23 protein-coding genes are annotated in these 22466 nt (G+C 42.9%); 4 read left to right on the forward strand and 19 right to left on the reverse strand.

Annotated elements, in window-relative coordinates:
* Positions 1–42: 42 nt before the first annotated feature.
* The 3 genes from C4B60_RS12400 to C4B60_RS21840 all read right to left on the reverse strand — a co-directional run bounded on the left by C4B60_RS12400 (position 43) and on the right by C4B60_RS21840 (position 2742).
* Complete coding sequence (locus C4B60_RS12400) at positions 43–1296, reverse strand: ABC transporter substrate-binding protein (protein WP_104058323.1); 1254 nt, start codon at positions 1294–1296, stop codon at positions 43–45.
* A 228-nt stretch (positions 1297–1524) separates the two neighbouring features.
* A complete protein-coding gene (manA, locus tag C4B60_RS12405; protein ID WP_104058324.1) occupies positions 1525–2478 on the reverse strand; it encodes a mannose-6-phosphate isomerase, class I in 954 nt (317 codons plus the stop codon).
* 129 nt (positions 2479–2607) lie between these two features.
* Positions 2608–2742, reverse strand: a complete 135-nt coding sequence (locus tag C4B60_RS21840) for a hypothetical protein (protein ID WP_280632268.1) — start codon at positions 2740–2742, stop codon at positions 2608–2610.
* Between the two features lie 377 nt (positions 2743–3119).
* Here C4B60_RS21840 and C4B60_RS12410 point away from each other — a divergent pair, with 377 nt between their 5' ends.
* Entirely contained in the window at positions 3120–4553 is a 1434-nt protein-coding gene (locus C4B60_RS12410; protein ID WP_104058325.1) for a carbon starvation CstA family protein, read from the forward strand.
* A 454-nt stretch (positions 4554–5007) separates the two neighbouring features.
* Here C4B60_RS12410 and C4B60_RS12415 read toward each other — a convergent pair whose 3' ends face one another.
* From C4B60_RS12415 to C4B60_RS12445, 7 genes are all read right to left on the reverse strand, one after another.
* Positions 5008–5595, reverse strand: coding sequence for a transposase (locus C4B60_RS12415; protein ID WP_104058326.1), 588 nt, complete (start codon positions 5593–5595; stop codon positions 5008–5010).
* 311 nt (positions 5596–5906) lie between these two features.
* Positions 5907–6587, reverse strand: coding sequence for a class D sortase (locus C4B60_RS12420; RefSeq protein ID WP_104058327.1), 681 nt, complete (start codon positions 6585–6587; stop codon positions 5907–5909).
* Positions 6588–6590: 3 nt separating this feature from the next.
* The gene (locus C4B60_RS12425; protein WP_104058328.1) at positions 6591–7793 is read right to left on the reverse strand and encodes a processed acidic surface protein; all 1203 of its coding nucleotides are present in this window, start codon (positions 7791–7793) and stop codon (positions 6591–6593) included.
* Between the two features lie 176 nt (positions 7794–7969).
* A complete protein-coding gene (locus tag C4B60_RS12430; protein ID WP_167578650.1) occupies positions 7970–9094 on the reverse strand; it encodes an amidohydrolase family protein in 1125 nt (374 codons plus the stop codon).
* A gap of 95 nt (positions 9095–9189) precedes the next feature.
* A complete protein-coding gene (locus tag C4B60_RS12435; protein ID WP_104058330.1) occupies positions 9190–10188 on the reverse strand; it encodes a Gfo/Idh/MocA family protein in 999 nt (332 codons plus the stop codon).
* A 6-nt stretch (positions 10189–10194) separates the two neighbouring features.
* Positions 10195–11211: a Gfo/Idh/MocA family protein gene (locus C4B60_RS12440; protein ID WP_104058468.1), complete on the reverse strand. Its 1017-nt coding sequence runs from the start codon at positions 11209–11211 to the stop codon at positions 10195–10197.
* A gap of 257 nt (positions 11212–11468) precedes the next feature.
* On the reverse strand, positions 11469–12257 hold the full coding sequence (locus C4B60_RS12445) for an endonuclease/exonuclease/phosphatase family protein (RefSeq protein WP_104058331.1): 789 nt from the start codon (positions 12255–12257) through the stop codon (positions 11469–11471).
* A gap of 429 nt (positions 12258–12686) precedes the next feature.
* Here C4B60_RS12445 and C4B60_RS12450 point away from each other — a divergent pair, with 429 nt between their 5' ends.
* Positions 12687–12890, forward strand: coding sequence for a hypothetical protein (locus C4B60_RS12450; RefSeq protein WP_104058332.1), 204 nt, complete (start codon positions 12687–12689; stop codon positions 12888–12890).
* Positions 12891–13077: 187 nt separating this feature from the next.
* Here the strand turns inward: C4B60_RS12450 and splB are convergent, their stop codons facing one another.
* Together splB and C4B60_RS12460 are read right to left on the reverse strand one after the other, a co-directional pair.
* Entirely contained in the window at positions 13078–14106 is a 1029-nt protein-coding gene (gene splB, locus C4B60_RS12455; RefSeq protein WP_104058333.1) for a spore photoproduct lyase, read from the reverse strand.
* Positions 14099–14344, reverse strand: a complete 246-nt coding sequence (locus tag C4B60_RS12460; protein WP_104058334.1) for a transcriptional regulator SplA domain-containing protein — start codon at positions 14342–14344, stop codon at positions 14099–14101. Before C4B60_RS12460 ends, splB begins: the two co-directional genes overlap by 8 nt.
* A 180-nt stretch (positions 14345–14524) precedes the next feature.
* Between C4B60_RS12460 and C4B60_RS12465 the strand changes: the two genes are divergently transcribed.
* Together C4B60_RS12465 and C4B60_RS12470 are read left to right on the forward strand one after the other, a co-directional pair.
* Positions 14525–14731, forward strand: coding sequence for a hypothetical protein (locus tag C4B60_RS12465; protein WP_104058335.1), 207 nt, complete (start codon positions 14525–14527; stop codon positions 14729–14731).
* Positions 14732–14745: 14 nt separating this feature from the next.
* The gene (locus tag C4B60_RS12470) at positions 14746–15048 is read left to right on the forward strand and encodes a spore coat protein (protein ID WP_104058336.1); all 303 of its coding nucleotides are present in this window, start codon (positions 14746–14748) and stop codon (positions 15046–15048) included.
* Positions 15049–15076: 28 nt separating this feature from the next.
* On the opposite strand, the gene C4B60_RS12475 is transcribed toward C4B60_RS12470, so the two are convergent.
* From C4B60_RS12475 to cntA, 7 genes are all read right to left on the reverse strand, one after another.
* On the reverse strand, positions 15077–15988 hold the full coding sequence (locus C4B60_RS12475; RefSeq protein ID WP_245153964.1) for a M23 family metallopeptidase: 912 nt from the start codon (positions 15986–15988) through the stop codon (positions 15077–15079).
* 162 nt (positions 15989–16150) lie between these two features.
* Positions 16151–17329 carry a staphylopine family metallophore export MFS transporter CntE gene (gene cntE / locus C4B60_RS12480; protein ID WP_104058337.1) on the reverse strand — a complete coding sequence of 393 codons (1179 nt, stop codon included), beginning with the start codon at positions 17327–17329 and terminating at the stop codon, positions 16151–16153.
* A 67-nt stretch (positions 17330–17396) separates the two neighbouring features.
* Positions 17397–18143 carry an ABC transporter ATP-binding protein gene (locus tag C4B60_RS12485; protein WP_104058338.1) on the reverse strand — a complete coding sequence of 249 codons (747 nt, stop codon included), beginning with the start codon at positions 18141–18143 and terminating at the stop codon, positions 17397–17399.
* Positions 18130–18957: a staphylopine uptake ABC transporter ATP-binding protein CntD gene (gene cntD, locus C4B60_RS12490; protein WP_104058339.1), complete on the reverse strand. Its 828-nt coding sequence runs from the start codon at positions 18955–18957 to the stop codon at positions 18130–18132. The genes C4B60_RS12485 and cntD overlap by 14 nt, the downstream gene beginning before the upstream one ends.
* The gene (gene cntC / locus C4B60_RS12495; protein WP_104058340.1) at positions 18954–19841 is read right to left on the reverse strand and encodes a staphylopine uptake ABC transporter permease subunit CntC; all 888 of its coding nucleotides are present in this window, start codon (positions 19839–19841) and stop codon (positions 18954–18956) included. Before cntC ends, cntD begins: the two co-directional genes overlap by 4 nt.
* A complete protein-coding gene (gene opp1B / locus C4B60_RS12500; RefSeq protein WP_104058341.1) occupies positions 19842–20774 on the reverse strand; it encodes a nickel/cobalt ABC transporter permease in 933 nt (310 codons plus the stop codon).
* A 53-nt stretch (positions 20775–20827) separates the two neighbouring features.
* Positions 20828–22435, reverse strand: coding sequence for a staphylopine-dependent metal ABC transporter substrate-binding lipoprotein (cntA, locus tag C4B60_RS12505; RefSeq protein ID WP_104058470.1), 1608 nt, complete (start codon positions 22433–22435; stop codon positions 20828–20830).
* Positions 22436–22466 lie beyond the last annotated feature (31 nt).

Raw genomic sequence — 22466 nt, forward strand, 5'->3', positions numbered from 1 at the left:
AATACGCTTGAGCGTGATTCCCTTTTTATCACTATTCAGGTTTTAATCAATATGTTGATCCACAATCTGCTGAGCGTTCTCTGCAGCCTGTTCCGGGCTGTCGCCGCCAAGAACCGCCTGGATTGAAGCGAGGACTGCTTTTTCCACATCCGCATTGGTAATTAAGAATCGCGGCTGAAAACGGGTATTGCGCTCTGTCCAGTCAATCGTTGACTTCAGCTCCTCCGAATCATATTCAACGCCTTCTACTGTTACATGCTGACCTGTTTCATTTGCATAGGTTCCTGCATTTTCAACATCTGATAGAAACTCAACGAATTTTTTCGCTGCGCCTTTTTTCGTTGAGTTTGCATTAACAGCAAGCATAAAGGTCGTTGTATGGATCCCTTCCCACTCAGCCTCTTCCTCCGTAGTCGTAATCGGAGCAAGCAGACCAAGCTCAAGATCAGGATTCATTTCCTTAATGCTCGCCATCGCAAAGGATCCGCTACCAAGCATCGCTGCCTGTTCATTAGCCATCAGGGAAATGGCGCCTGAATGGTTGGTGCCAAGAGAATCCTGATTTAAAAACCCTCTCTCATCAAGCTCCTGGAATTGTGAAAGTGTGTCAATCCACCAATCGTCTGTTAAAGAAGTTTCACCGGCCATCAGCTGATCAAAAACATCCTCGTTTGGTGCATTATTCATGACCATGGAATTCATCAGCTGCCCGGGTCCAATATCAGACCCAGGAAAAGCGATCGGAATATAGCCTGCATCCTGAAGATCCTGGCAAAGGGATAAAAAGTCCTCCCAATTGGCTGCCGGCTTAAGTCCTAGTTCTTCAAAAAGACCTACATTGTAAACAGGCTGGTTAAAGACGAGCTGCAGCGGAACCGCCAGCTGCTGGCCATCAAGCTGTCCAACGCTGATTAGTTCATCATTATATTTTTCCAAAAATCCCTCATCACTCAAATCCTCAAAAAGCCCTGCGCGGTTAATAATGTCAAACTGTGAGCCGGGAAAGCTCGTAAAAACATCGCCTGTTGAACCGTCACGTAAAAGCGTTTGAGCAGTTGATTGGTATTGCTCGGATGGATAAATCGTCATTTCAACTGAAATATCAGGATTTTCATCCTCAAATTTACTAATCAGTTCATCAAAAACAGCCTTATCCTCACCACGCCAATGGATAAAACTGATTGTGCCCTCTTCCCCGCCGTCTTCAGAGGAATTCCCTCCGCCTGTACCGCCCACACAGCCGGCTAAAAGGGCACCTAGAGCTAATACGGTGATGCCCGCCACTTTTTTTATCATTCTGCATCTCCCCTTGTGTAAGTTTCTTAAACGATTCATGATAAAAAATGTAATATATTCCCTTTATATGTATAATGCCAGTCTAATAGTTTTTTCCTTTTTTTATACAAAATTAAACTTTTTTCGACATTATTTTTTTATAAATAAGGAAATTTAAGAATATAGCCCTATTTTTCGGAAATAAAATAAAAAGAGAGCATCGGGTGTAACCCTTTTGCTCTCTTCTTGTTATGATTCACTTGTCATCCATTCCATTGTGCCTTCAGCAGTAATACGTCCTGTATCTTTCGGCACCAAAAAGTGATCACCTTTTTTCACAGCTGCTTTTTCCCCTGTTTTCTCAATGTGAATACTGCCGCTTCCTTCTATAATACTCACTAAACGGAAACGATCCAAAACGTCTAAATGATAGCCGGTTTCAACCGCATGATGCCAAACCTTAAATTCCGGACGATCGATCAGTTTTTTCTCAACTCCGAAATCAGTTTTAGTGATCTCTGTTTCATTTTTCGGCTCCTCATGTGGAATCATAGATACCTCAATCGCTTTCTCAATATGAAGATCCCTCAAATTTCCTTGTGGATCCCGGCGGTCAAAGTCATACACTCGGTACGTGGTATCGCTTGATTGCTGGATTTCCAGGATAGTAATCCCCGCTCCAATGGCATGGATGGTTCCGCTCTCAACAAAAACAAAATCACCTTTTGTCACAGGTTTCTTTTGCAAAAGCATATCCCAGCTTCCATCTTCAATCAATTGAATGAACTCTTCCTTTGACTGGGCTGTATGACCGATAATCAGTTCAGCGCCAGGATCTGCATCAAGCACATACCAGCATTCCGTTTTTCCATAAGGCTCGCCTTCAAGCTTCATCGCCTGTTCGTCATTCGGGTGCACCTGAACCGATAAATCATCTGCTGCATCCAAAATTTTAACTAAGAGCGGAAATGCATCCAGGTCATAATCGCCAAAAAGCTCTTCTTTATGCTCTGCCCAAAGTGCAGAAAGCTTCATCCCTGCATAAGGTCCCGTTTCGATGACACTTTCTCCATTAGCATGAGCTGAAATGCCCCAGCATTCACCAATTGGACCTTCCGGAATTTGATAGCCAAACTCTGTTTCAAGCTTGCGGCCCCCCCAGATTCTCTCCTGAAAAAGCGGTTTCAATTTATATAAACTCATATTTGTCATCCTCTCATTCTCGATAAGCTTCCCGTATAAACGATATGGCAAGACACGCCCGGTGTCAATTGCTCTTTTTACACTAAAAAGGAACAGGACTGAAATGCAGCCTGTTCCCCCTAATTTAGCTTATTTGCTGAGCTGTTCTTCCTTTTCGATTGCCTTAGAAGAACTTGGTCTCTGTTTTCCGCAAACGATACACCGGTCCGAGTAAAAGCTGTACCGGTGCTTTCCTCTGATTCTGCATTCAAACCAATACTTCATTTTCATGTTTTCACCCTGCCTTGCCGCTTTGTTAATCTGTTCATCTTACCTTCCTCCATCAAAAAAGATTGAATTTGAAGAGTGATGATACTTTTAACAGTGCTTTATGTTTTGTGTACCCTAAACCGGCTGTGAATATGCTATTCCAATCTATCCAATAACAGCTCAAGCGAAATGGGAGAAAAAGACCCGGCAAGTGAAAATAAAGGTTCATTTGACTTACTTAGGGTTTAGTATACACAGATTGAAAACTGTAAACGCTTTAATTTACGAAATAATATATTTTTTCAGAAAATAGGTTCCACTTCTTTATTTTTAGTGTTACTATTCCCTATATTCAAATAACATATTTTACTCAGACAGCAGGAGGATCAGCCATGGTGACTTTTCTAGGGGCAATTGTTTTACTTGTATTAGGGTACGTATTTTATTCAAAATTTGTAGAAAGAGTATTTGTCATTGATAACGACACCTCTACTCCTGCCTACACGAAAAGAGATAATCTTGATTTTGTTCCAATGAGCTGGTGGAAGGGTAACCTCATTCAGCTGCTTAATATCGCAGGTCTTGGCCCTATCTACGGTGCAGTAGCGGGCGCACTCTACGGGCCATCTGCTTTTATATGGATTGTTGTGGGCTGTATTTTTGCAGGAGGCGTGCATGATTATTTTTCCGGTATGCTATCGATGAGACACGGAGGCGCTCAGTTTCCATCACTTGTTGGACGATATTTAGGAAACTCAGTCAGAGCATTTATAAACCTCCTGTCACTTGTTTTAATGCTCCTTGTAGCAGCTGCATTTACAGCGGGACCGGCTCAGTTGATTTCCCAGCTGACGCCATTAACATTTATGACCGCCCTGGCTGTTATTTTCACGTATTTCCTGCTAGCAACGATTCTCCCCGTGAATAAAGTAATTGGTAAGATTTATCCAGTACTTGGCGGAATCCTTTTATTTATGGCGATTTCAATTGGCATTGCATTGCTGTTTTTTGATCGTCCGATTCCAAATCTAACGCTATCCAATCTTCATCCAGGTGAGCTGCCACTTTGGCCGCTATTAATGGTGACCATTTCATGCGGTGCGATCTCAGGTTTTCACTCTACACAGAGCCCGATCATTGCTAGAACAATGAAAAAGGAATCTGACGGCCGGAAAATCTTTTATGGAGCGATGGTGATTGAGGGGATTATCGCATTGATCTGGGCGGCTGCCGGCATGACGTTCTTTAATGGAACAGCCGGGCTACAGGAGGCTTTAGCCGCAGGCGGACCATCAGGTGTGGTAAACGAAATTTCCACCTCCCTGCTTGGAACACTTGGCGGAATCCTTGCGATCTTAGGTGTTATTATCCTGCCAATCACAACAGGCGATACGGCACTTCGTTCTTCAAGAATGATTTTGGCAGAATACCTATCCAAATTTTTCAATATGGAAAATAAGGGCAGACTGCTGTTAATCACATTTCTACTAGCTGCTCCCACATTCTATCTTTCAACAATCGATTACACATTCCTATGGAGATATGTAGGGTGGACAAACCAGGTGGTCGCTTCCGTTATGCTTTGGACAGGCGCAGTTTATTTAATGAAGCATAATAAATTTCACTGGATCTGCGGTGTTCCTGCCATGTTCATGACAGCAGTTGTATGCACCTATATCTTCTATGCGCCTGAAGGACTCGGAATGGACTACACCCTTTCAATGATTATCGGATCTATTCTCACTCTCTTCGTTCTTATCTGGTATGTGGTACAAATCGTACGCTACCGAAAACTGCATAAAAAAGGCGGCTTGAAGGCCGCATAATAAAACAAGCGATTCTGTTTAGGCAGAATCGCTTGTTTTATTCTCTTTACAGAACAGACAACGTAAAAAAATTAACCAGTACGCTGGTTTTTCCGCTTGCCGTTAATTTCCTCTTTAGTACGATTACACACAATGCACCTTCCTGTGTAAATACTATACCTATGCTTCTTCTTCAGCCAGCAATCAACCCTGTATTTAAGCTTCATTTGCCATCACCTGCATTTTTATATCCATCCGAACCATTTATTCTCTTCCCCCTTGAAAATGATTTAACTAACAGAATGTTCTCTATTAAGAATAAACCCTTTCCCAACTAAAATCAAACCATTTTTTGGAGGAATTTTGGTGGTGGCTTTTTGGTGCCTTTCATCGTGGTGCCTGTCGTGGTGCCTGTCACTTGTCGAAAAATGACAGACAGAGTGACAGGCACTTGTCGAAAGGCACTTATCTTACGCTAATCGTTAATCTCAGGTAAAGTGGCTTCCAGCATCTTTGTTTGGAGGGATTGGAGATAGTTTGCACGTTTTTGTGGGTCTGAGCCTTGGTAGAGGTTTAAAATGGAGTTCAGGTTCATGAATGGGGGTATTTTTTTTAGAGGGTTATAGTAGAGGTGAGAGCTGCTCCACGGGTAGGACTTGCATTTTTTTACGATACCCGCTGTTACAGGGTTTAAGTGGATATAATAGCTTACCTCAAGCATGCCGATTTTGGGTTCAATCAGCTGAGCAAAAAAGCGCTTTTCAAAAACGTGACCCGTAAGTCCATAACGGTTATTATAATAGCTGGCATAACGTTTGTTTAATAGAGACATAATTTTTGAAATGGAAAGCTGGGGATCTAACGGTCTAAGCTGAAGATGGTAGTGGTTTGTCATCAGACAATAGGAGGCAATCTCGAAGGGGTATTTTTCATGAATTTGATTGAGAATATAAAAAAACACTCTAAAATCACTGTCCTGCAAAAATAAAGGTTCTTTCCTGTTACCTCGGCATACAATATGATAAAAATACCCAGGTAAAAAAGCGCGTCTTTTCCTCACCATTCGCCGTCACCTCCCAATTCAAGTATCAGCAGATTAAAAAGAACAGAAAACTTATCAAGCCTACACTCTTCCAATAAAAAACCTCCTTTAAATCCTTATTCGTGAAGCTCCCTTCACAACCTTACTATACCATCTTTTTGTACCATTGGATTTTGAAAAATGGGAAGGAGGGATGGGTTATTCGTTCGACAAGTGCCTGGCACTGCTCGAAGCACTTCGCGAAACCCTTTCGACAAGTGCCTGGCACCACCCGAATTTGGCACCCCCCGAATTGCACATTCACACAAAAAAACCGCACAATAGCTGTGCGGTTAGTTGGCTGCGCTGACTTCAGTTTGTTCCTGGTTTGTTAGCTGACTATCAACTAGGTCGGCCATGAGGATGAAGCGTTCAGGCGCAGGTCCAACGTAATAAAATGGATAGCAGGTGGAGACAGTTAGGGTTGCTTTCGGCTTTGGAACGATAACGCTCAGTTCATCTTTATCAACTATACGCGTGTTTTTTACCTTGTACGTAAATTTCCCTGCGGATGTTTCAACAATCAGAAGGTCGCCTTTTTTAACGTCTCCTAGCGTCCTGAAAATTGTATCACGATGACCTGAAAGAACAGAATTGTCCTGCTCCCCAGGCAGCACACTTCCTGCAAAGTGCCCTACGCCTTTTTCAAGCTCATCCTCATCTGTTCCATGATAGATAGGAAGCTTAGCATCTAGCACAGGAATAATAAGGTCACCGATATTATCACCAATCTTTGGACGAACGGGATACAGCGGCTGTTCTGTATCCGCTGTATCCTCCTCCATGTTTACCTGTACTGGTTCTGGATCCTCTGCTGCAATTTCTGCAGGCTTTAAAAGGAAATATCCTTTAAAATATGCATAAGCATTTGTACCGCCAAACCATAGACCAACCAAGATCAACCCCACGGATGCTGCTAGAAAAATACTGCGCCTTCTGCGACTGCCTCGGGCTTTTTTTCTATCTGCTCTCATAAATTAGATCCCTTGCGTTTTGAACCGGCGGAATAGGACGATTCCAATTAACACAAGCGCCATGCCTGCCATCGTATTTCCAAGCGAATTGGATGCTGTCTTTGGCAGTTTGGCTCCTTTAACAGTTTTAACTGGTGCTGCTTCTGAAGCTTTTTTATTTATCTTCTTTTTTCCACCTGCTCCTGCTTGAGGGTTTTCTTTTACCACTTGCTCCATCTCTTTAATGTCTTTTCCAGTATCCTTAATAAGGCCGGATCCGAACATATCAGCTGTTAATATAATATCTGCTAAAAATACACCTTGTTTATTATAAAATTCTATTAATAAATCAAAGTTCTTCGTTGTATCAAGAGTAAGCAGACCTTCAATTGTTACCGGAGTCGTTACCCCGTCCTGAATTACATAATACTTTGTATCAAATTCGAAAAGGTCCAGCAGTTCCATGTAGATGTTGAACAACTCTACCAACTCAGCGTCTGAAAGCTCATCAGCAGTCTCAAAATCTTCAATTGCAAACATGCGGTCAAGTAATGAATCCAGTCTTGCTTCAAATGCCGGATCCTCATATGGCAGTGTTTCAAGATGTGCAAATAATCTTTCAAGCTCTTCGTAAGTTAGACCAATACCCGAAAAAAGATAAGAGAGTTCTTCAAGGAAATCATAATCATCTAAATACATATAGATTGCCCAGTCCAGGTCTTCAATATATTCATAGTTATCAATAGAGTCGCCATGCTCATTTAGAAATGCCTCAAGCTCTTCTTTAGATTCGAAGCCATATTCTTCTAAAAGCTGCTTTAGTGTTTCATCCGTGATCGGCGTGTACTCTGTTAAATAAAACTCAACAAACATATAAAGCTCTTCAGAAAAAATAAGATAAGTGCCTTCAGTAACATCCTCTCCGGCTTCCAGATCGCCATTATCAACAAGCAATGCGTTAAGCTCTTCTCTCGTTAAATCAAAATCTACTAAAATAGTTTGAATAGATTCTTCTGTAATTGGAGTTCCAAGCTCGTCTACTGTATCGAAATCCTCAAGAGTCCAGCCCTTGGATTCCAAATATGTAACGTACTCATCTTTATTTAGCCCGTTCTTCTCTAAAAAAGTTTCGAATTCAGCGTCATTTGCCTCCAGTGCAAATGTCATACTTGGCAAAGCCCAAAACCCCATAGTAACAGTCAAAAGTATTGCAATTAATCGCTTCATTCCCATCCTCCTGTAATCTGTTTGTAATATACCTGAATAGTATAAAACTAAATACTGGTTATGAATATAGACTATTTACCTATATTTTAAGATATATTTACAATTTACGGCACGTTTCGTTCGACAAAAACCGAGTGGTGCCTGTCACCACTCGGAAGGCCCCACTCTAATTGGGCCTAAAACACCTGCTCCCCATCTATAAAAATCATAACCGGCTTAGCTTTAAAGTCTTTTAAGGGGTTTGCAGACCACAGAACGATGTCTGCGTCTTTTCCTATTTCGAGGGATCCGATCCGGTCACTGAGGTTTAGCTGTCTCGCGGCTTGTATGGTTATCGCTTCAGCAGCTGTTTTTTCACTAAGGCCATAAGACATAGCTCTTCTTGCTTCTGTTAATAATTCATCGATTGGTACCACAGGGTGGTCTGTTGTTATGGTAAATGGAATTCCAGCCTCTTCAAATGCACGATAAACCTCCCATGATAGATTGGCCAGCTCTACCTTCAGTTTCCCCATCATGGTTGGTCCAAGTACCACGTCATAGCCTGAGCTCTTGATCTGTGGAAGTATTTTAAGACTATCTGTTGCGTGAACAATTGTTAAATTCAAACCAAATTCCTTTGCAATCCGAATCGCTGTTAGAATATCATCTGCCTGATGAGCATGCGCCTTAACCGACAGATGGTGGGCGAGAACATACTGCATAGCTTCCTCCGCCATTGTTGCAGGCGCAATCCCCTCATTTTTCTTCGCATGCCAAAATGCTTCACGGATGACTGCAGCAACGCCCATTCGTGTAGTGGCGACATTTCTATGTGCGAGAATTGGATTTTCACCAAATGCAATCTTTAAACCTGACGGAGATTGAAGAACCTGCTCTTCTACCGGCCGCCCGGGCTTAACCTTAATAATCGCTGTTAAACCGCCAATAATATTGGAGCTTCCAGGTACGACCTGTACTGTTGTCACGCCGCCCATTAACGCTCTATAATAACCCTCGTCAAAAGGATTAATTCCATCAATTACACGTATCTGCGGCGTCACCGCACTCGATAGTTCATTAAAACTATCTCCTTCAATGCCAATTCCTTCTTCATTAATACCAAGATGAGTATGCACATCAATCAACCCTGGAAATGCTACAGCACCTCCTCCGTCCATCCACTCAATGGGTTTGTTAAAGCTGGGGAGATTTTGCGGCGTTCCCACATAATGAATAACCTCATCAAACACAATCACTCCATCAGGAACAAAACCATTTGTAATCGTTTCAATCGAAATATTCCGAAGCCCCTTCACCACTGCTCCCCCTCCTGAATATTGCATAAAAAAACCCAAGGAGCTGTGTTCTCTCACGGACTCGGTATATTGATTTGACAAATTTCGAGGGGTGCCTGTCACTTCACCCAGTCAATTTGAAAAATTCGGGGAGTGACAGGCACCCCCCGTTCTGCAGACTCATAGGCGCATAGGGCAGCTTCTAATGCTTTTAGGCCGTCGTGGCCTGTGATGGCGGGTTTTTGCCCTTTTTTTATGGCATTGGTGAAGTCAAGGAGCATGGCTGTGTTCATGTCATCCCCCCAGAAATTCCAGCTGATGCCGTCTGTGTCTGAGTATAGCTCGAGCTTCTGATCAAAGGCGTTTACGGAAAGAGTGCCGCCGGTTCCGATAATTTCGAGTGTGACGTCTCCCCATGTTGGATAGTTATTATTTCTTGACCAGCTGAAGTCCAGTGTGGCAAAGGCTCCATTGTCAAAATCCATGGTGACGATTCCGCTGTCATCAATAGCTTCATTAATTAGTAGATTGCCTATTTCAGCATACACTCCCTTAATCTCAGCACCCATAAACCATCTGAGTAAATCCACGACATGAACGGTATGATCCATTGCTGCTCCGCCACCGGAAAGCTCTTTCTTTAAAAACCAGCCGCCTGGATTCGTGCCGCGATTGGTCCCTTTAACTGCGAGAATACGACCTAGTCCTCCGCTTTTTACAATGGCCCTTGCTCTTTTAACCGGGGTGTTGTACCGGACCGGGAAAGCAATTTTGAGGGAGACGTTATTTTCTTCGCAGCAGAAAATCATTTCTTTCGCATCTTTTAACGTGGTAGCAATCGGCTTTTCACACAAAATGCTTTTTTTAGCACGTGCAGCCGCAATTACATGCTCTGCATGCTTCGCATTTTCAGAAGTGACGATAACTGCGTCAATAGTTGATTGGAGAAGCTGAGGGAGATGACGGTAGAAGGTTGTTTTAAAATGCCTGGCAGCACCAAGTCCCCTCGCAGCATCGTCATCATAAATCCCTGCAAGCTCCAATCCTTTTTGCTTTTTGATGATTTTTGCATAGCTGTAGGCATGACCATGTGCAAAGCTGATGATTCCAAGCTTCATAAAACGTTATCCCCCTTTTTCGGAGTGGCCGCCAAGTGTCACAGGCAATCCGTTTTCCGTTGAAATGATGGCAGCCATTGCGATCTCCATCGCACGATAGGCGTCAAGTACCGTGACAAGCGGTTCTTTTCCGGAAATAATACATTCGATAAAATGCTTGAGCTCTTCCCGGTAAGGGCTCGAGGCGAGAGGACTTTCAGGCACCTTGACCCCTCCAGCACCTGATTTTTTGTTTCTTGGCTGATAGCTTAGCGGAGAAATTTTCTTACTGTCGTATTCTATAATGCCGTCTCTTCCCGCGATTTCAATTCCATAGGAAAAGTTCTGATGCGCCCAGGTTCCTTCTAAATGGGCAATGACTCCGCTTTGAAATCGCAGAGTCACAAGAGCATAGTCAATCATTTCCTTCGATGCCTCTTCACGTTTAAGCGTTTTAGCAAATACCCTTTTGACCTCGCCGAAGCAGGAGCGCAAAAAGTCAAAGTCATGTAACAGTAAATCAAGAATCAGCCCACCGCTTTTTGAGGGGTCCCCGTACCAGTTTTCCCACGCTTTCGGAAACGCACCGCCTCTTGTCGTTCGAACGACAGCAGGCGAGCCGATTTTTCCTTTATCTAAAAGCGAGCGGATTCGTTTATATTCCGGAAAAAAACGCACGACATGAGCAACAAATAATCTCACACTCTTTTTTCCACAAACTTCTATCATCTCTCTCGCTTCCTCCAGACTTCTGGCCAGAGGCTTTTCACAAATGATATTTTTTGTAAGCTGTACAGACTTAAGTACATATTCCTTATGTAAATGAGTAGGCAGACAAATATCGATAACATCAAGATTCTTAAGCTTTGCGGCAGCCTCATCAAATCCTGAAAACACCTTTGCCGATGAATTAACAGCTAGAGCCTCCGCTTTTTCCACACGAGGATCCACAATCCCCGCAAGCTCAACCCCATGCAGGCTTTTATACGCCCTCGCATGCACACCTCCCATCGTCCCGGCACCAACCACCAAAACTCTCAGCATCTCCACACCCCTCCCCTCCTATTTTATTTATCAGAGTAGGCAAATATGACAAATGAATTTTCAGGTGGTGATATTTTCGGGTGGTGCCAGGCACTTGTCGAAGGCACTTGTCGAACCCGCGTGGTGACAGGCACCTGTCAAATTCTGTCGAAAGCAACGCCCTTCATTCGGGTGGTGTCTGGCACCACCCGATTCCCTAAACCCAAAAAAATCACCGCCCCAAGTTCAGGCGGTGATGGATAGTAGGCTATTGGCTTTTAGATATTGATTTCTACCTCGACGCCGTAGTGGTCGGAGATGATGGGTTTGTTTTGGCCGTTGAAGATGACGGTGGAGGAGCTGACTTCGATGGCACGTGTGGCCAGGATGTAGTCGATTCGAAGCGCGTGATCGTTTTGGCTCCAGCCGGCGATTCTTCCGGGTACGGTGATTCCTTTGTCTTTATTCTCAGCAAGTGAATAGGTATCATACAGTCCCTGCTCGAGCAAGTACGTGTATCCTTCTCCTTTTATCCTTGCGTCATTATTGAAATCACCGGCTAAAATGGACAAGCGGCTTGGGTCGATTTTTTCCATCAGGCGGTCAACCTGCTCAGGGAAGGGCTCGTCCTTATCGCTCCACCAGCCGGTATGGCAGGAGTAAATATCAATCTCTTCTCCCTTCCATTCAATGGCTGCACGGATAATCGCCCTGCTCTTCCATTTCTCCGGATCCGTTGTGCGCGATACAAAGAACTCGTCCACATCTAAAATAGGGACCCTGGATAGAATCGCCACCCCTTCTTCATTCCAGCCATAGCTATGGTGGCTGAAAGTCCATACCATTTTATAATCACTGCACCCGAGGGCTTCTAGCTTTTTCAACAGCACTTCGCCGTAATGGTCCTCAGATGTCACGTTATCATACCTTGCAAATTTTTTAATGCTTACCTCCTGAAGCGCGATGACATCGTAGCTTCTTTCAACAATCGTCTCAGCCAGAATATCCATCTTCTCCAACTGATCTTCCTCCTGCCACGCATGGCAATTTAGTGTAAGCAGTCTCATCGTATCAGGCTCCTAACCAATCTTAAATAGTGAATTTCGCACTTCTGTTTTGATACGGCAAAAACTTGGACACCACGTTTATTTTAGAAGCGAGGGAAAAAGGAAATTAACCGCGATCCATCTTCACCTATCCACTCTCTTCCCCGCAAACCAGTTCACTAATCGAAACGTCCTTAACTTCAATTTTATTTATCACTGAATTTTCCCGATTTTTGGCCTTTAAAACACTGATTAAAAAATAGTCCTCTAATAATTAAAATAAATCGCCTAACTCCAGTTTATTGCCACCTTCATTAAAAAATGACCTCAAATAAAATATCCAATTCCTGAAGATAATTACCGTAAACTAGATGATTTACTTAAATGTTTACACCAAAGTTCCCAAGTGAATAAGGTAAGTAACAGGTCGAAAGGGGTGCATATCATATAATGAAAAAAGCAGCGACGTTTGCATTGATAAGTGCATTGGTTCTTGGCGCCTGCAGTCCGGATGACGGTTATGACAATGAGGAAGAAGTTGAAGAGGATGAAGGCGGCCATGCGCCAATTGATGAAGAGGATGAGCCCGCACCTGATGACGATGTATCGGCTGAAGAGGTGATGGAAGGCGCAATTGTATTTTATAACGATTAAATCAAATCAGAGAGCTCCATTTCATCAGAAGACGAGCACTCAGCTGGAGAAACCTTAACCAATATGACTGTCATTGATTATGAAGTAAATCCGTCTTTTGAGAGAACATGAGTGGAACCTTTTCAGAATAATAGTACGTAAAAAACCTGAGCTCAGCAGCTGCCGGACTCAGGTTTTTTTGATCTAATCACGTGAAATATTCGATTTTCGCATCTGGAAACTGCGAGTCAATATAGCCCGCAAGCGTGTCTTTAATTTCCTCCTGCTCATCGTCCTGATACACATACTTGCCGATTCCATAGCGGCCCCACTTCCATTTTCGGGCTGACTCATCAAGCTCAAGTTTGGTCATCGGATAATTTTTTTCAATGACTCGTTTAGCTGGCTTGGTGAAACGATGCTGGATCATCTCAAAGGTCAAATCCTTTTTCGCAAATGCAGGAAGCTTCGCCTCAAGCTTTTCCATCATTTCACCATAGCCCTCCTTCCAGCCGTCATGAAGATAGATTGGTGCAATAATAAACCCCAGCGGATACCCTGCTTCAGCAACTTTCACAGCCGCTTCGATCCGCTCATCCAGTCGCGAGGTCCCTGGCTCAAAATGCTTAATAATGTACTGATCGTTAATACTGAAACGAAAACGGGTGCGCCCGTTATGCTTCGCATCAAGCAAATGGTCCACGTGAGCAAATTTCGTGACAAAGCGAAGCCTGCCGTGATCCGATTGACCGAAAAACTCAATTGCTTTTTTAAGCGTATGGGTTAAATGGTCAACGCCAACGATATCTGACGTACAGGAAGCTTCAAACCGTGTTTCCTCAGGCATCCGTTCCTTCATATATTCATCTGCCTGCTCAAATATCTCGTCCACATTTACATATGTCCTGATATACGGCTTATCCCCCATCGTTGTCTGCAAATAACAATAATGGCAATGCCCCATACAGCCTGTCACAAACGGAATCGCATATTCAGCAGACGGCTTTGACGTATCAAATTTCAGCGTTTTCCTAACTCCGATGACAAGAGTTGATTTCGCCACGCGGTATTTTTGAAAATGATTTTCACCCGGTAGATTTCGGATCTGGTTGTGAGATGTGGTTTCTTTGATCTCAATCCCCATCCCCTTAAACTTTTCCACAAGCTCCCTGCCAAGCGGGTAATCCAATGCACGAGGCTCAACATAAACAAGCTGCGGAACAAACGGCTTAACCATGAAGATCCTCCCCAAAGGCTGCACGGTAAGCACTGTCCGCTTCTAAATGAGACGCATACACCGCCACTTCCTCTGTCAGCGGATAATACGAATCGTGCATATATAAAAATTTCCTCTCAGCGTCATCAGGATTCACCACAACAGAGGCTTCATGAATATTGGCAACCCCCTGTGCATGGGGATTCCGCATAATGACGTACACTACTTCCCCATTTGAAAATGATTCATTATCAATCATAAATCTTCACCTTTCCTTCTTCCTTTCCCTATATTGTTTCCGTAAATAAGAAAGTTATTTATAAGAAAGGAAATGCCGCCGCTTAGGTATATCACCCTATTTATCCCGCTCCTTGTTTCATTAGGAAAGTTTGAGGAAATACACGTACTACGAGAGAAAAATTTAAAGGAGGTGGAAGAATTGGCAAGAAACGGATATGCGGTGCATGAAATTCTTGAGGTACATGAAATGATCACGATCAAATCAGCAAGCGTTGCCAAATCAACCTTGATGAGAGGACTCGCTTCTGACAAAGGCCTTAAAGATCTCCTCCAGGAAGACGCTGAAACAGCGCAAAAGGCTGTTAAGGAATTAAGCGAAGTTATCGAAAAAGGAATCGGATCTTAAGGGAGGGAAAAATAATGGCTGGTTTATTAGATAAAATTAGCAATAGAGACATCATTAACGATGAAATGATCGCATCTGATTTATTAGTGTCAGCAAAAGCAGCAGTAAGAAGCTATGCCGTGGCGATCACGGAAACGGCGTCCCCTGAAATTCACGAGCTGCTGAAAAAACAGCTGGATGAAGCAATTGCCTTGCACCATAAAGTGGCTACATACATGATCGAAAATGAAATGTATCACGCCTATAACGTCACAGAACAGCTGGCAAATGATTTGAAAAAAGCAGAGATTGCTGAAAAAACGCCTGTAAAGGGGTGAAAAAAGAGACGCGAACTGCGTCTCTTTTTTAATTAAAAATGAGGCTATTCCGTTTTAAAAACCGTCCATCAAATAAAATCGGGATTCCTTCCCCGTCTCTTACTGCGTGAATATGAAGATGAGCTTCAGAAGTATTTCCCGTATTCCCAACCCCACCGATGACGTCACCGCTCTCCACTTCATCGCCTTCACTGACAACCACAGTATCCGGCTTCATATGAGCAATCAGCACCTCTGCATCGAGGCAGTTAATGATCACATGATTTCCTGCAGCATCCTCGACTTCAGTCGGCATTTCTAAAGGCGGCAGATCCTCATGCTCATCCACTGCCGCTGTCACTGTACCTGAGCATGGACTGTATAAGGTCTGCCCGTAAATTTGATACTGGCGATTTTCAGAAGGGGTCAAACCGTTCGCTCTCAATCCGAACCCATTTAGCTGAAGAATGTCATAAGCATATGCCTGTTCCGGATGTGAATGATGATAATTGATAGAAGTGTGCGCCCCACCATGACCAGTCGTGAACACCCCGTCCTTCAAAGGAAATTCAAGCTCAATGGCTTTTTCACGGTCATTGAAAAAGTAACCTGACAGACCCAAGCTAAAAAACAACCCGAAATACACAGCAAGAGCCCCGCTCAGGATTAATGAAAAAGTATAGCTTTTATCCTTTTCCGGTCCTTTTACAGGCTTATCCTTGATCCTTTTAAAAGAAAAAATTGATATAATGACAAAAAGCAGCGGCCAAAGATAACGGAAATAATATACATAGATATGCCACGGACTTAGTACAAAAACAAAGCCGATAAACATGGCAATTGACAGCCACTCAGCCCACCACTGACGCCTGCTGACATAATCGGCCTTAAACAGACGCCACAGAAAATAAATCGGCAGCGCAATATTGATAACTCCTTGAAACCAGATCATCGTACTCATGGAATGCCTCCTTACTAGTCGGTTTCGCTCATTGAATAAAACGATAATAATATTCCTAATTATTTCAATACCCACATAAGGATGCAAGCTCCAACTCACCACGTACATTTTCTTCAATTTAAAAAAGACCATAGGAGAGAGTCCTATAATCTTTTCAACCGTCTATTCTATAGCTATTTTTCTCCTCTCATAAGCAAAAAAGGTCGCAGCCAAACTTATTAGTGCACAAATCATATACATAAAGGAATAAGAAAAAAGGTCAGCAAGCGGGCCCATCATCACTCCTCCAAGCGAGACACCTAAATCTGCCATAGCAATAAATAGCCCGAGGAGCATATTGCGGCTCAACTTTGGCAAGACAAAGCTTAAATACGTGGTTAAGGTTGGATAGATAATTGCCTGAGCAGCCCCCATCAAAATGGCGCCAGTATAAAAAAAGACCGCTCCGCCTGTACTGGCTAAGCTAACACATAGTGCTGCACTCGCTAAAATCAGCATTGTCCCCACCATAAAAGCCGAGTGCCACCTTCCATCTGAAGGGATTCTTTTTCTTAAAGCAAAACGGGCGTAAACGACTGTCCCAGCCTGCAGCATAAGGTATACCCCGGCATTGCCGCTTTCTACTTGCATGGCATATAGGGGAATAAAGGTGGTAATTGCCCCAAATACAATTGATGCAGTAAGCATTAATACACTGCATTTAAATAAAAATGGATTTTTAAATAACTCTTTAAAGGATTTTAGTGTGCTGATTTCTGCCTCGCCTGCAGAATTCTCAGCCCTGCTTTCTCCCTTATCTATTTTGGCACTGTAGCCGACCACCCCCGTAAAAAGGGCAATAGCAATCATAACAATGGAGAAGTAATCCATTCCGGCCTGCCAGATTCCAATGGCCAATAACGGCCCAATTATTCCGGGTATGTAAGAAAACAATGAATATAAGGAAATGCCCTGAGAGCGGACCTTTTCCGGTAATGCATCAATAATACCAATCTGCAGTGCCATAGAAAAAAATGCAGTGGAGACGCCCTGCAGCATGCGGGCCGCCAAATATCCTCCAAGACCAGTAAAGGTATAAAGCAATAGGGCAAAGCCATTAACGAGCAAAATAATACGCAGGACCTTAATTGGACCCTGCTTCTGAATGATTCGTCCCGCCCACGGCCGAAAGAACATCGTAGTGAACAAATAAGCCCCCATTATGATTCCAATGGCTGTGTTACTCGCACCGAGTGCCTCCCCCTGCAGAGGAATAATTACATTTATGATCGAATTTGCACTAAAATATAAAAGAACTAAAAAATATAAACGAAGAAACGGCCATGACAAAGCTCCACCCACAAGCCTACCTCCTAAATTTTGTTTCACGTTAAACCTTCAGCATACACAGCTTGATACTTCTTAAGAATTAAAAAGAGATTATTGACTGAAATAATTCTTTTGCATAGGCAGATTGAACATCCTTTAATTCGTCGATATCGACCAATTCTTCAATTTGACCATCCTTAAAAATAAGTACTCTGTCACAAATATAGGCAGCTGCCTGAATGTCATGAGTAATAAACACATAACTCATGTTATAAATCCTTTTTAACTCTTTTAATAGATCAAGAATCTGCGTTTGAACAGACACATCTAATGAGCTGATGGCTTCGTCCAATAAAATATAGTTAGGACCTGTTGAAATAGCTCTTGCAATACATACTCTTTGAACCTCGCCGCCCGACAATTCATGTGGATACCGATCTTTATAAGAAGGATCAAGCCCCACTTGGATTAATAGCTGATCAATTTTTCTCAGCCCATCTTTTCCGGTTTTATTTTTCCGTTTCATCGGCTCCATTATGGCGTCCTTAACCGTGTAAAAAGGGTTAATAGAGGATTTATAATCCTGAAAAACAGCGCTGATATTACCCGCTCTCACACGCCGGTCCGCCATATTCTGCCCGTTTAAAAGGACAGTACCGCTATCCGGCTTTTCAATTCCAAGAATGAGGCGTCCCAATGTTGATTTCCCGCTCCCGCTTTCTCCGATAATCCCAAGGCATTCCCCGGCATGACAGGTAAAGCTCACATTTTTTATAATCTGGTGGGTTTCAGAGAAGATCAGTCCGCCTTTTCTATATGATTTATAAACATCCTTAACGTTCAGCAAGAACCGCATCTCCCTTCATTACATGGTTAAAATGCTCACTGACCGCAAGTCTCGTCGACACTAAAAACCTGGTGTACTCATGTTTAGGAGCTAAAAATACAGCCTTGGTGCTCCCTCTCTCCACAATTTCCCCGTCCTTCATGACCAAGACCTCATCCGCGATTTTTTTAACAACCCCTAAGTCATGGGAAACAAAGATCATAGAGCATCCCAATGTTTCACGCAGCTTTTTAAACTGCTCTAGCACTTCATATTGAGAAATCACATCCAGAGCAGTGGTCGGCTCATCAGCGATGATAATCTCAGGCTTAAGGACAATCGCGAGTGCAATCATGATCCGCTGCAGCATTCCACCTGACAATTGATGCGGATATTTCCTCATAATTTTAGACGGCTCCTGCAGCAAAACGCTTTCCATCGCATTTATCATTTCTTCTTCTATTTTTTTGCGTCCCCAGTCAAAATGCTGCGTCAGAACTTCTCTTGCGAACACTCCAATCAAACAGGAAGGATCAAATGCACTCATTCCATTTTGAATGATCAGGCAAAGCTGTTTTCCCCGTTTCTTTCTCATTTGCTTTTCAGACAGTGTATTTAGATTTTCTCCTTTGAACCAAATCTCTCCCGTTTGCTGCAGTGAGGAGTTGTTTAGCCGCATGATGGCTTTACACGTTACAGATTTTCCACTTCCGCTTTCCCCCACTATTGCTAGGCAGCTTCCTTTAGTTAATTGAAACGTGCTTGCAGGAACAATGATTTTTTCTGTGCGTGAATCCCATATTTTCAGGTTTCTCACTTCCAAAAGACTGGTCATTTCATCAGCACCTCTTTCTTTTCGGTGGAAAGCGATTCTTGTTTTGAGCGTTTCTGTCCTGTTGAAAGTGCTGGATTCAACGCAACCTGGAGGGAATCAGATAGAAAGTTAAACGCTGAAACCACGATAACAATGGCTAAACCTGGGGCCAGCATTAATTCGGGTCGTGTAAACATGACTTCCCTCGCCTCATTCAGCATCATTCCCCATTCGGCATTTGGCGCCTGAATACCAAGCCCTAAAAATGAAAAACCTGATATTTGGAGAATCATAGAGCCCATTGAGCTGCTAGCAATTACTGCAATATCTGAAAAGGTTAGCGGGAATAGATGCTTGTAGATGATTTGAAGATCTTTGATCCCCGGAGCCTTAGCAAATTTCACATAATCCAGTTCTGCATACTGCAAAACAGACGTCCTGATGATTCGGGCAAACCAGGCCCATTTAATTAAAATGAAAGCAATTAGGATATTTTGCAGCCCTACTCCAAGCACCCCAATAATCGCCAATGCCATGACGTAGCCCGGAAATGAGAGCATCGTGTCACACATGCGCATAATAACAGTGTCTATCTTTCCTCTGAAATAGCCAGCGAGAAAACCAAGAGCTGCTCCGATTAATACAGAAACACCAAGGGCAGCCAAAACCCACAATACACTTGGGCGAATACCGATAATAAGCCTTGATAATATGCACCTTCCAAGGTGATCATTTCCAAGCAGATATTCCATTGAAGAAGGAGCATAGCGTAAACTCATATTTACCTGATTCGGATCATGAGGAGCAAAAAACGGAGCAAACACCCCCAGCATAATCGTTACAAAAATCACAATGGACGATAAGAATCCGATTTTATCCTGCCTTAAGTTTAGTAACATCTTCATTTAAAGGTCATTCCTTAATTTAGGATTCATCCATGCATTAATGATGTCTGACAGCGCGTTAAAAAGAACAAACGCTGCCGCCAAAATAAGAACATAAGCCTGAATGATGGGAAAATCTCTGCCAAGGATGGCTCTGACACTTAAGCTCCCCAGGCCCGGCCATGCAAACACATTTTCAATGACAACTGTGCTCCCTAAAATAATTGGAACAGCCATACAAAAAACCGAAACAGACACCTGCAAGGAATTTCTTACAATATGCAGGATAATCCTTCTTTCCGGAAGGCCGCAAGCTCTGCTGTAAAGCACATAATCCTGATGTAAATTGTTCAGCATCGAGCTTCTGACCACTCTGAAATAAATGCCTGAGTAGCTCACCGTAATAATAATGACTGGCAGAATATAATGCTGAAGCGATCCCATCCCGCTTGTTGGCAATAGATCCAATTTGACAGAGAAATACCATACCATAAGAGCAGCCAGCCAATACGATGGCATGGACGTCAGGAAAAAAGAAATACCTCTGAGGGATTGATCAAGCAGCTTTCCTTCGTTCAGGGCACAAAGTACTCCTAACAACACAGACAGGATGATAATCACAAAAGATGAAATAACAGTAAGCTTAAGTGTGTTTACAAACGCTGGCGCCAATAGTGACCACACTGGCTGTCCCGTTACATAAGAATGCCCAAAGTCAAACTGCAGACAAGCAATAATCCAGTCAACATATTGCATTAAAAATGGCTTGTCCATTCCAAGCTCCTGCCTGGTTTGCGCAAGTAATTCACTTGTAATTACAGGAACCCCTTGCGCCTGTAAGACCACCTCTGCCGGATCCAGCGGTGAAAGATTGATTAAAATGAAAGTTAAAAATGATACGACTAACAACATAGGAATGGCCAAGAGGATACGATTAATCATATAAATTGCCATACTAGATCTCCTTTAATAAAAGGAATAAAGGGAGGAGTCCTCCCTTTTAAAACTTAATCCTTAAAATTCATTTGTTCAAAAGGCAGCTCAAATTGCGTTTGTTTAAAAGAAATTCCATTAAGATTATCAGGTGCAACAACGGTTACACTTCCATTAGTTATAGGTATAAAAACGGCTTCATTATGAACCGTCGTCAAAATATCTGCGTAAAGGTCCTCCCGTTTATTTTCATCGGTCGTTACCATAACCTCATCGATCTTTTTATAAAGTTCATCCGCCTGTTCGATTCCGCTGGTCGTGTGAAGATAGGACGCATCAGAAGTAAAAGCAGCAATGGTGCTTTGCGGATCATAAGCTAAGCCCCAGGTCTGATTAAACAGTAAATCATACTCGCCTGTAGCTCTTCTATTTGCAATAGAGGTAGATTCTTCACCAATAATTTCAAGCTGAATGCCTATCTCCTGCAAGGAATATTGAATAAACTCAGCCTGTGTTTTTTGAGAAGAAGAAGCATTGTCATAAAATAGCTGCATTGCTAATTCGTTGCCGTTTTTCGTCCTCACCGCCCCACTTTGCTGCTCTTTCCAGCCTGCTTGATCTAAAATTTCTTTCGCTTTCTCCAAACTGTACTCCCGTTTTTTTAACTCAACATCTGCATATTGGATATTAGAAGAAAACAAAGTCTCAGCAGGTGTCTCAGTGCCGTCAAAAATATCCCGGCTGATCGTCTCCCGATCAATGGAGTGCCAAATCGCTTCCCTTACTTCCGTCTCACTCACAGCATTTTCTGTTCTGCTGCTGTTTGCCACAATCATTTTCGTGTTCATGGGCTCACTTCTCACCAGCTGGTACTCACCCTCCTCAACCAGTTGATTCATCGATTCAGACTCAAGGCTGTCTGCTCCCCGGTCATCTGTAAAAGCAAAGTTAACTTCACCTTTTTGCAGCGCTAAGAAAGTGGTTTCCCCTGCCGGAAGAACTTTTGACGTAATTTTTTTAATAGCAGGAGCCCCGCCCCAATAATTTTCATTCGCTTCAAAAACTGCATATTCATCGGTCTTGTGTTCTGCAAGCTTATAAGGACCTGTTCCATGGTAACCTTCAACCCCGCTTTTTGTTTCCCCATCCATAAAATCATTAGGAGATAGAAAAACATACGGTCTTGTCATGGATAATTCAACGAGCGCTGGGTAATAAGGCTCTGTCAAAACAAGTTCTACTGTATGGTCATCCAGTACATTCGTACTCTCTAATTTGGTTGATAGCTTAATCCATGAATGGGTGTCAGCATTATTTTGGACAGCGTCAAGGTTTTTCTTAACAGCTTCAGCATTAAACGGCTCTCCATCCTGAAATTCCACATCTTCTCTTAATGTAAAGGTGTACACTTTTCCATCCTCTGAAATATCCCAGGATTCAGCAAGTAAAGGCTTTATTCCCTCTTCTGTGTTTTCCACTAATGATTCAAAAACCTTTCCCTGCGCCGGCATGGAACCTGCATATAAATGAGGATTCATGTCATTAATATCCTTTGCTGTGGCATAAATAATTTCTTTTGTGGCAGCTGTTGAATTATCATCCTGAGCTTCTCCTCCGCCTTCAGTGTTATCAGAACAGGCCGTTAACAAAGCCAACATTAATAGAAAAATAACCGGGCTCATATATTTTTTCACTGTCAATTGTTCCCTCTCC

Origin of the sequence: Jeotgalibacillus proteolyticus, from assembly GCF_002926065.1 — a bacterium.
Lineage (GTDB): Bacteria > Bacillota > Bacilli > Bacillales > Jeotgalibacillaceae > Jeotgalibacillus > Jeotgalibacillus proteolyticus.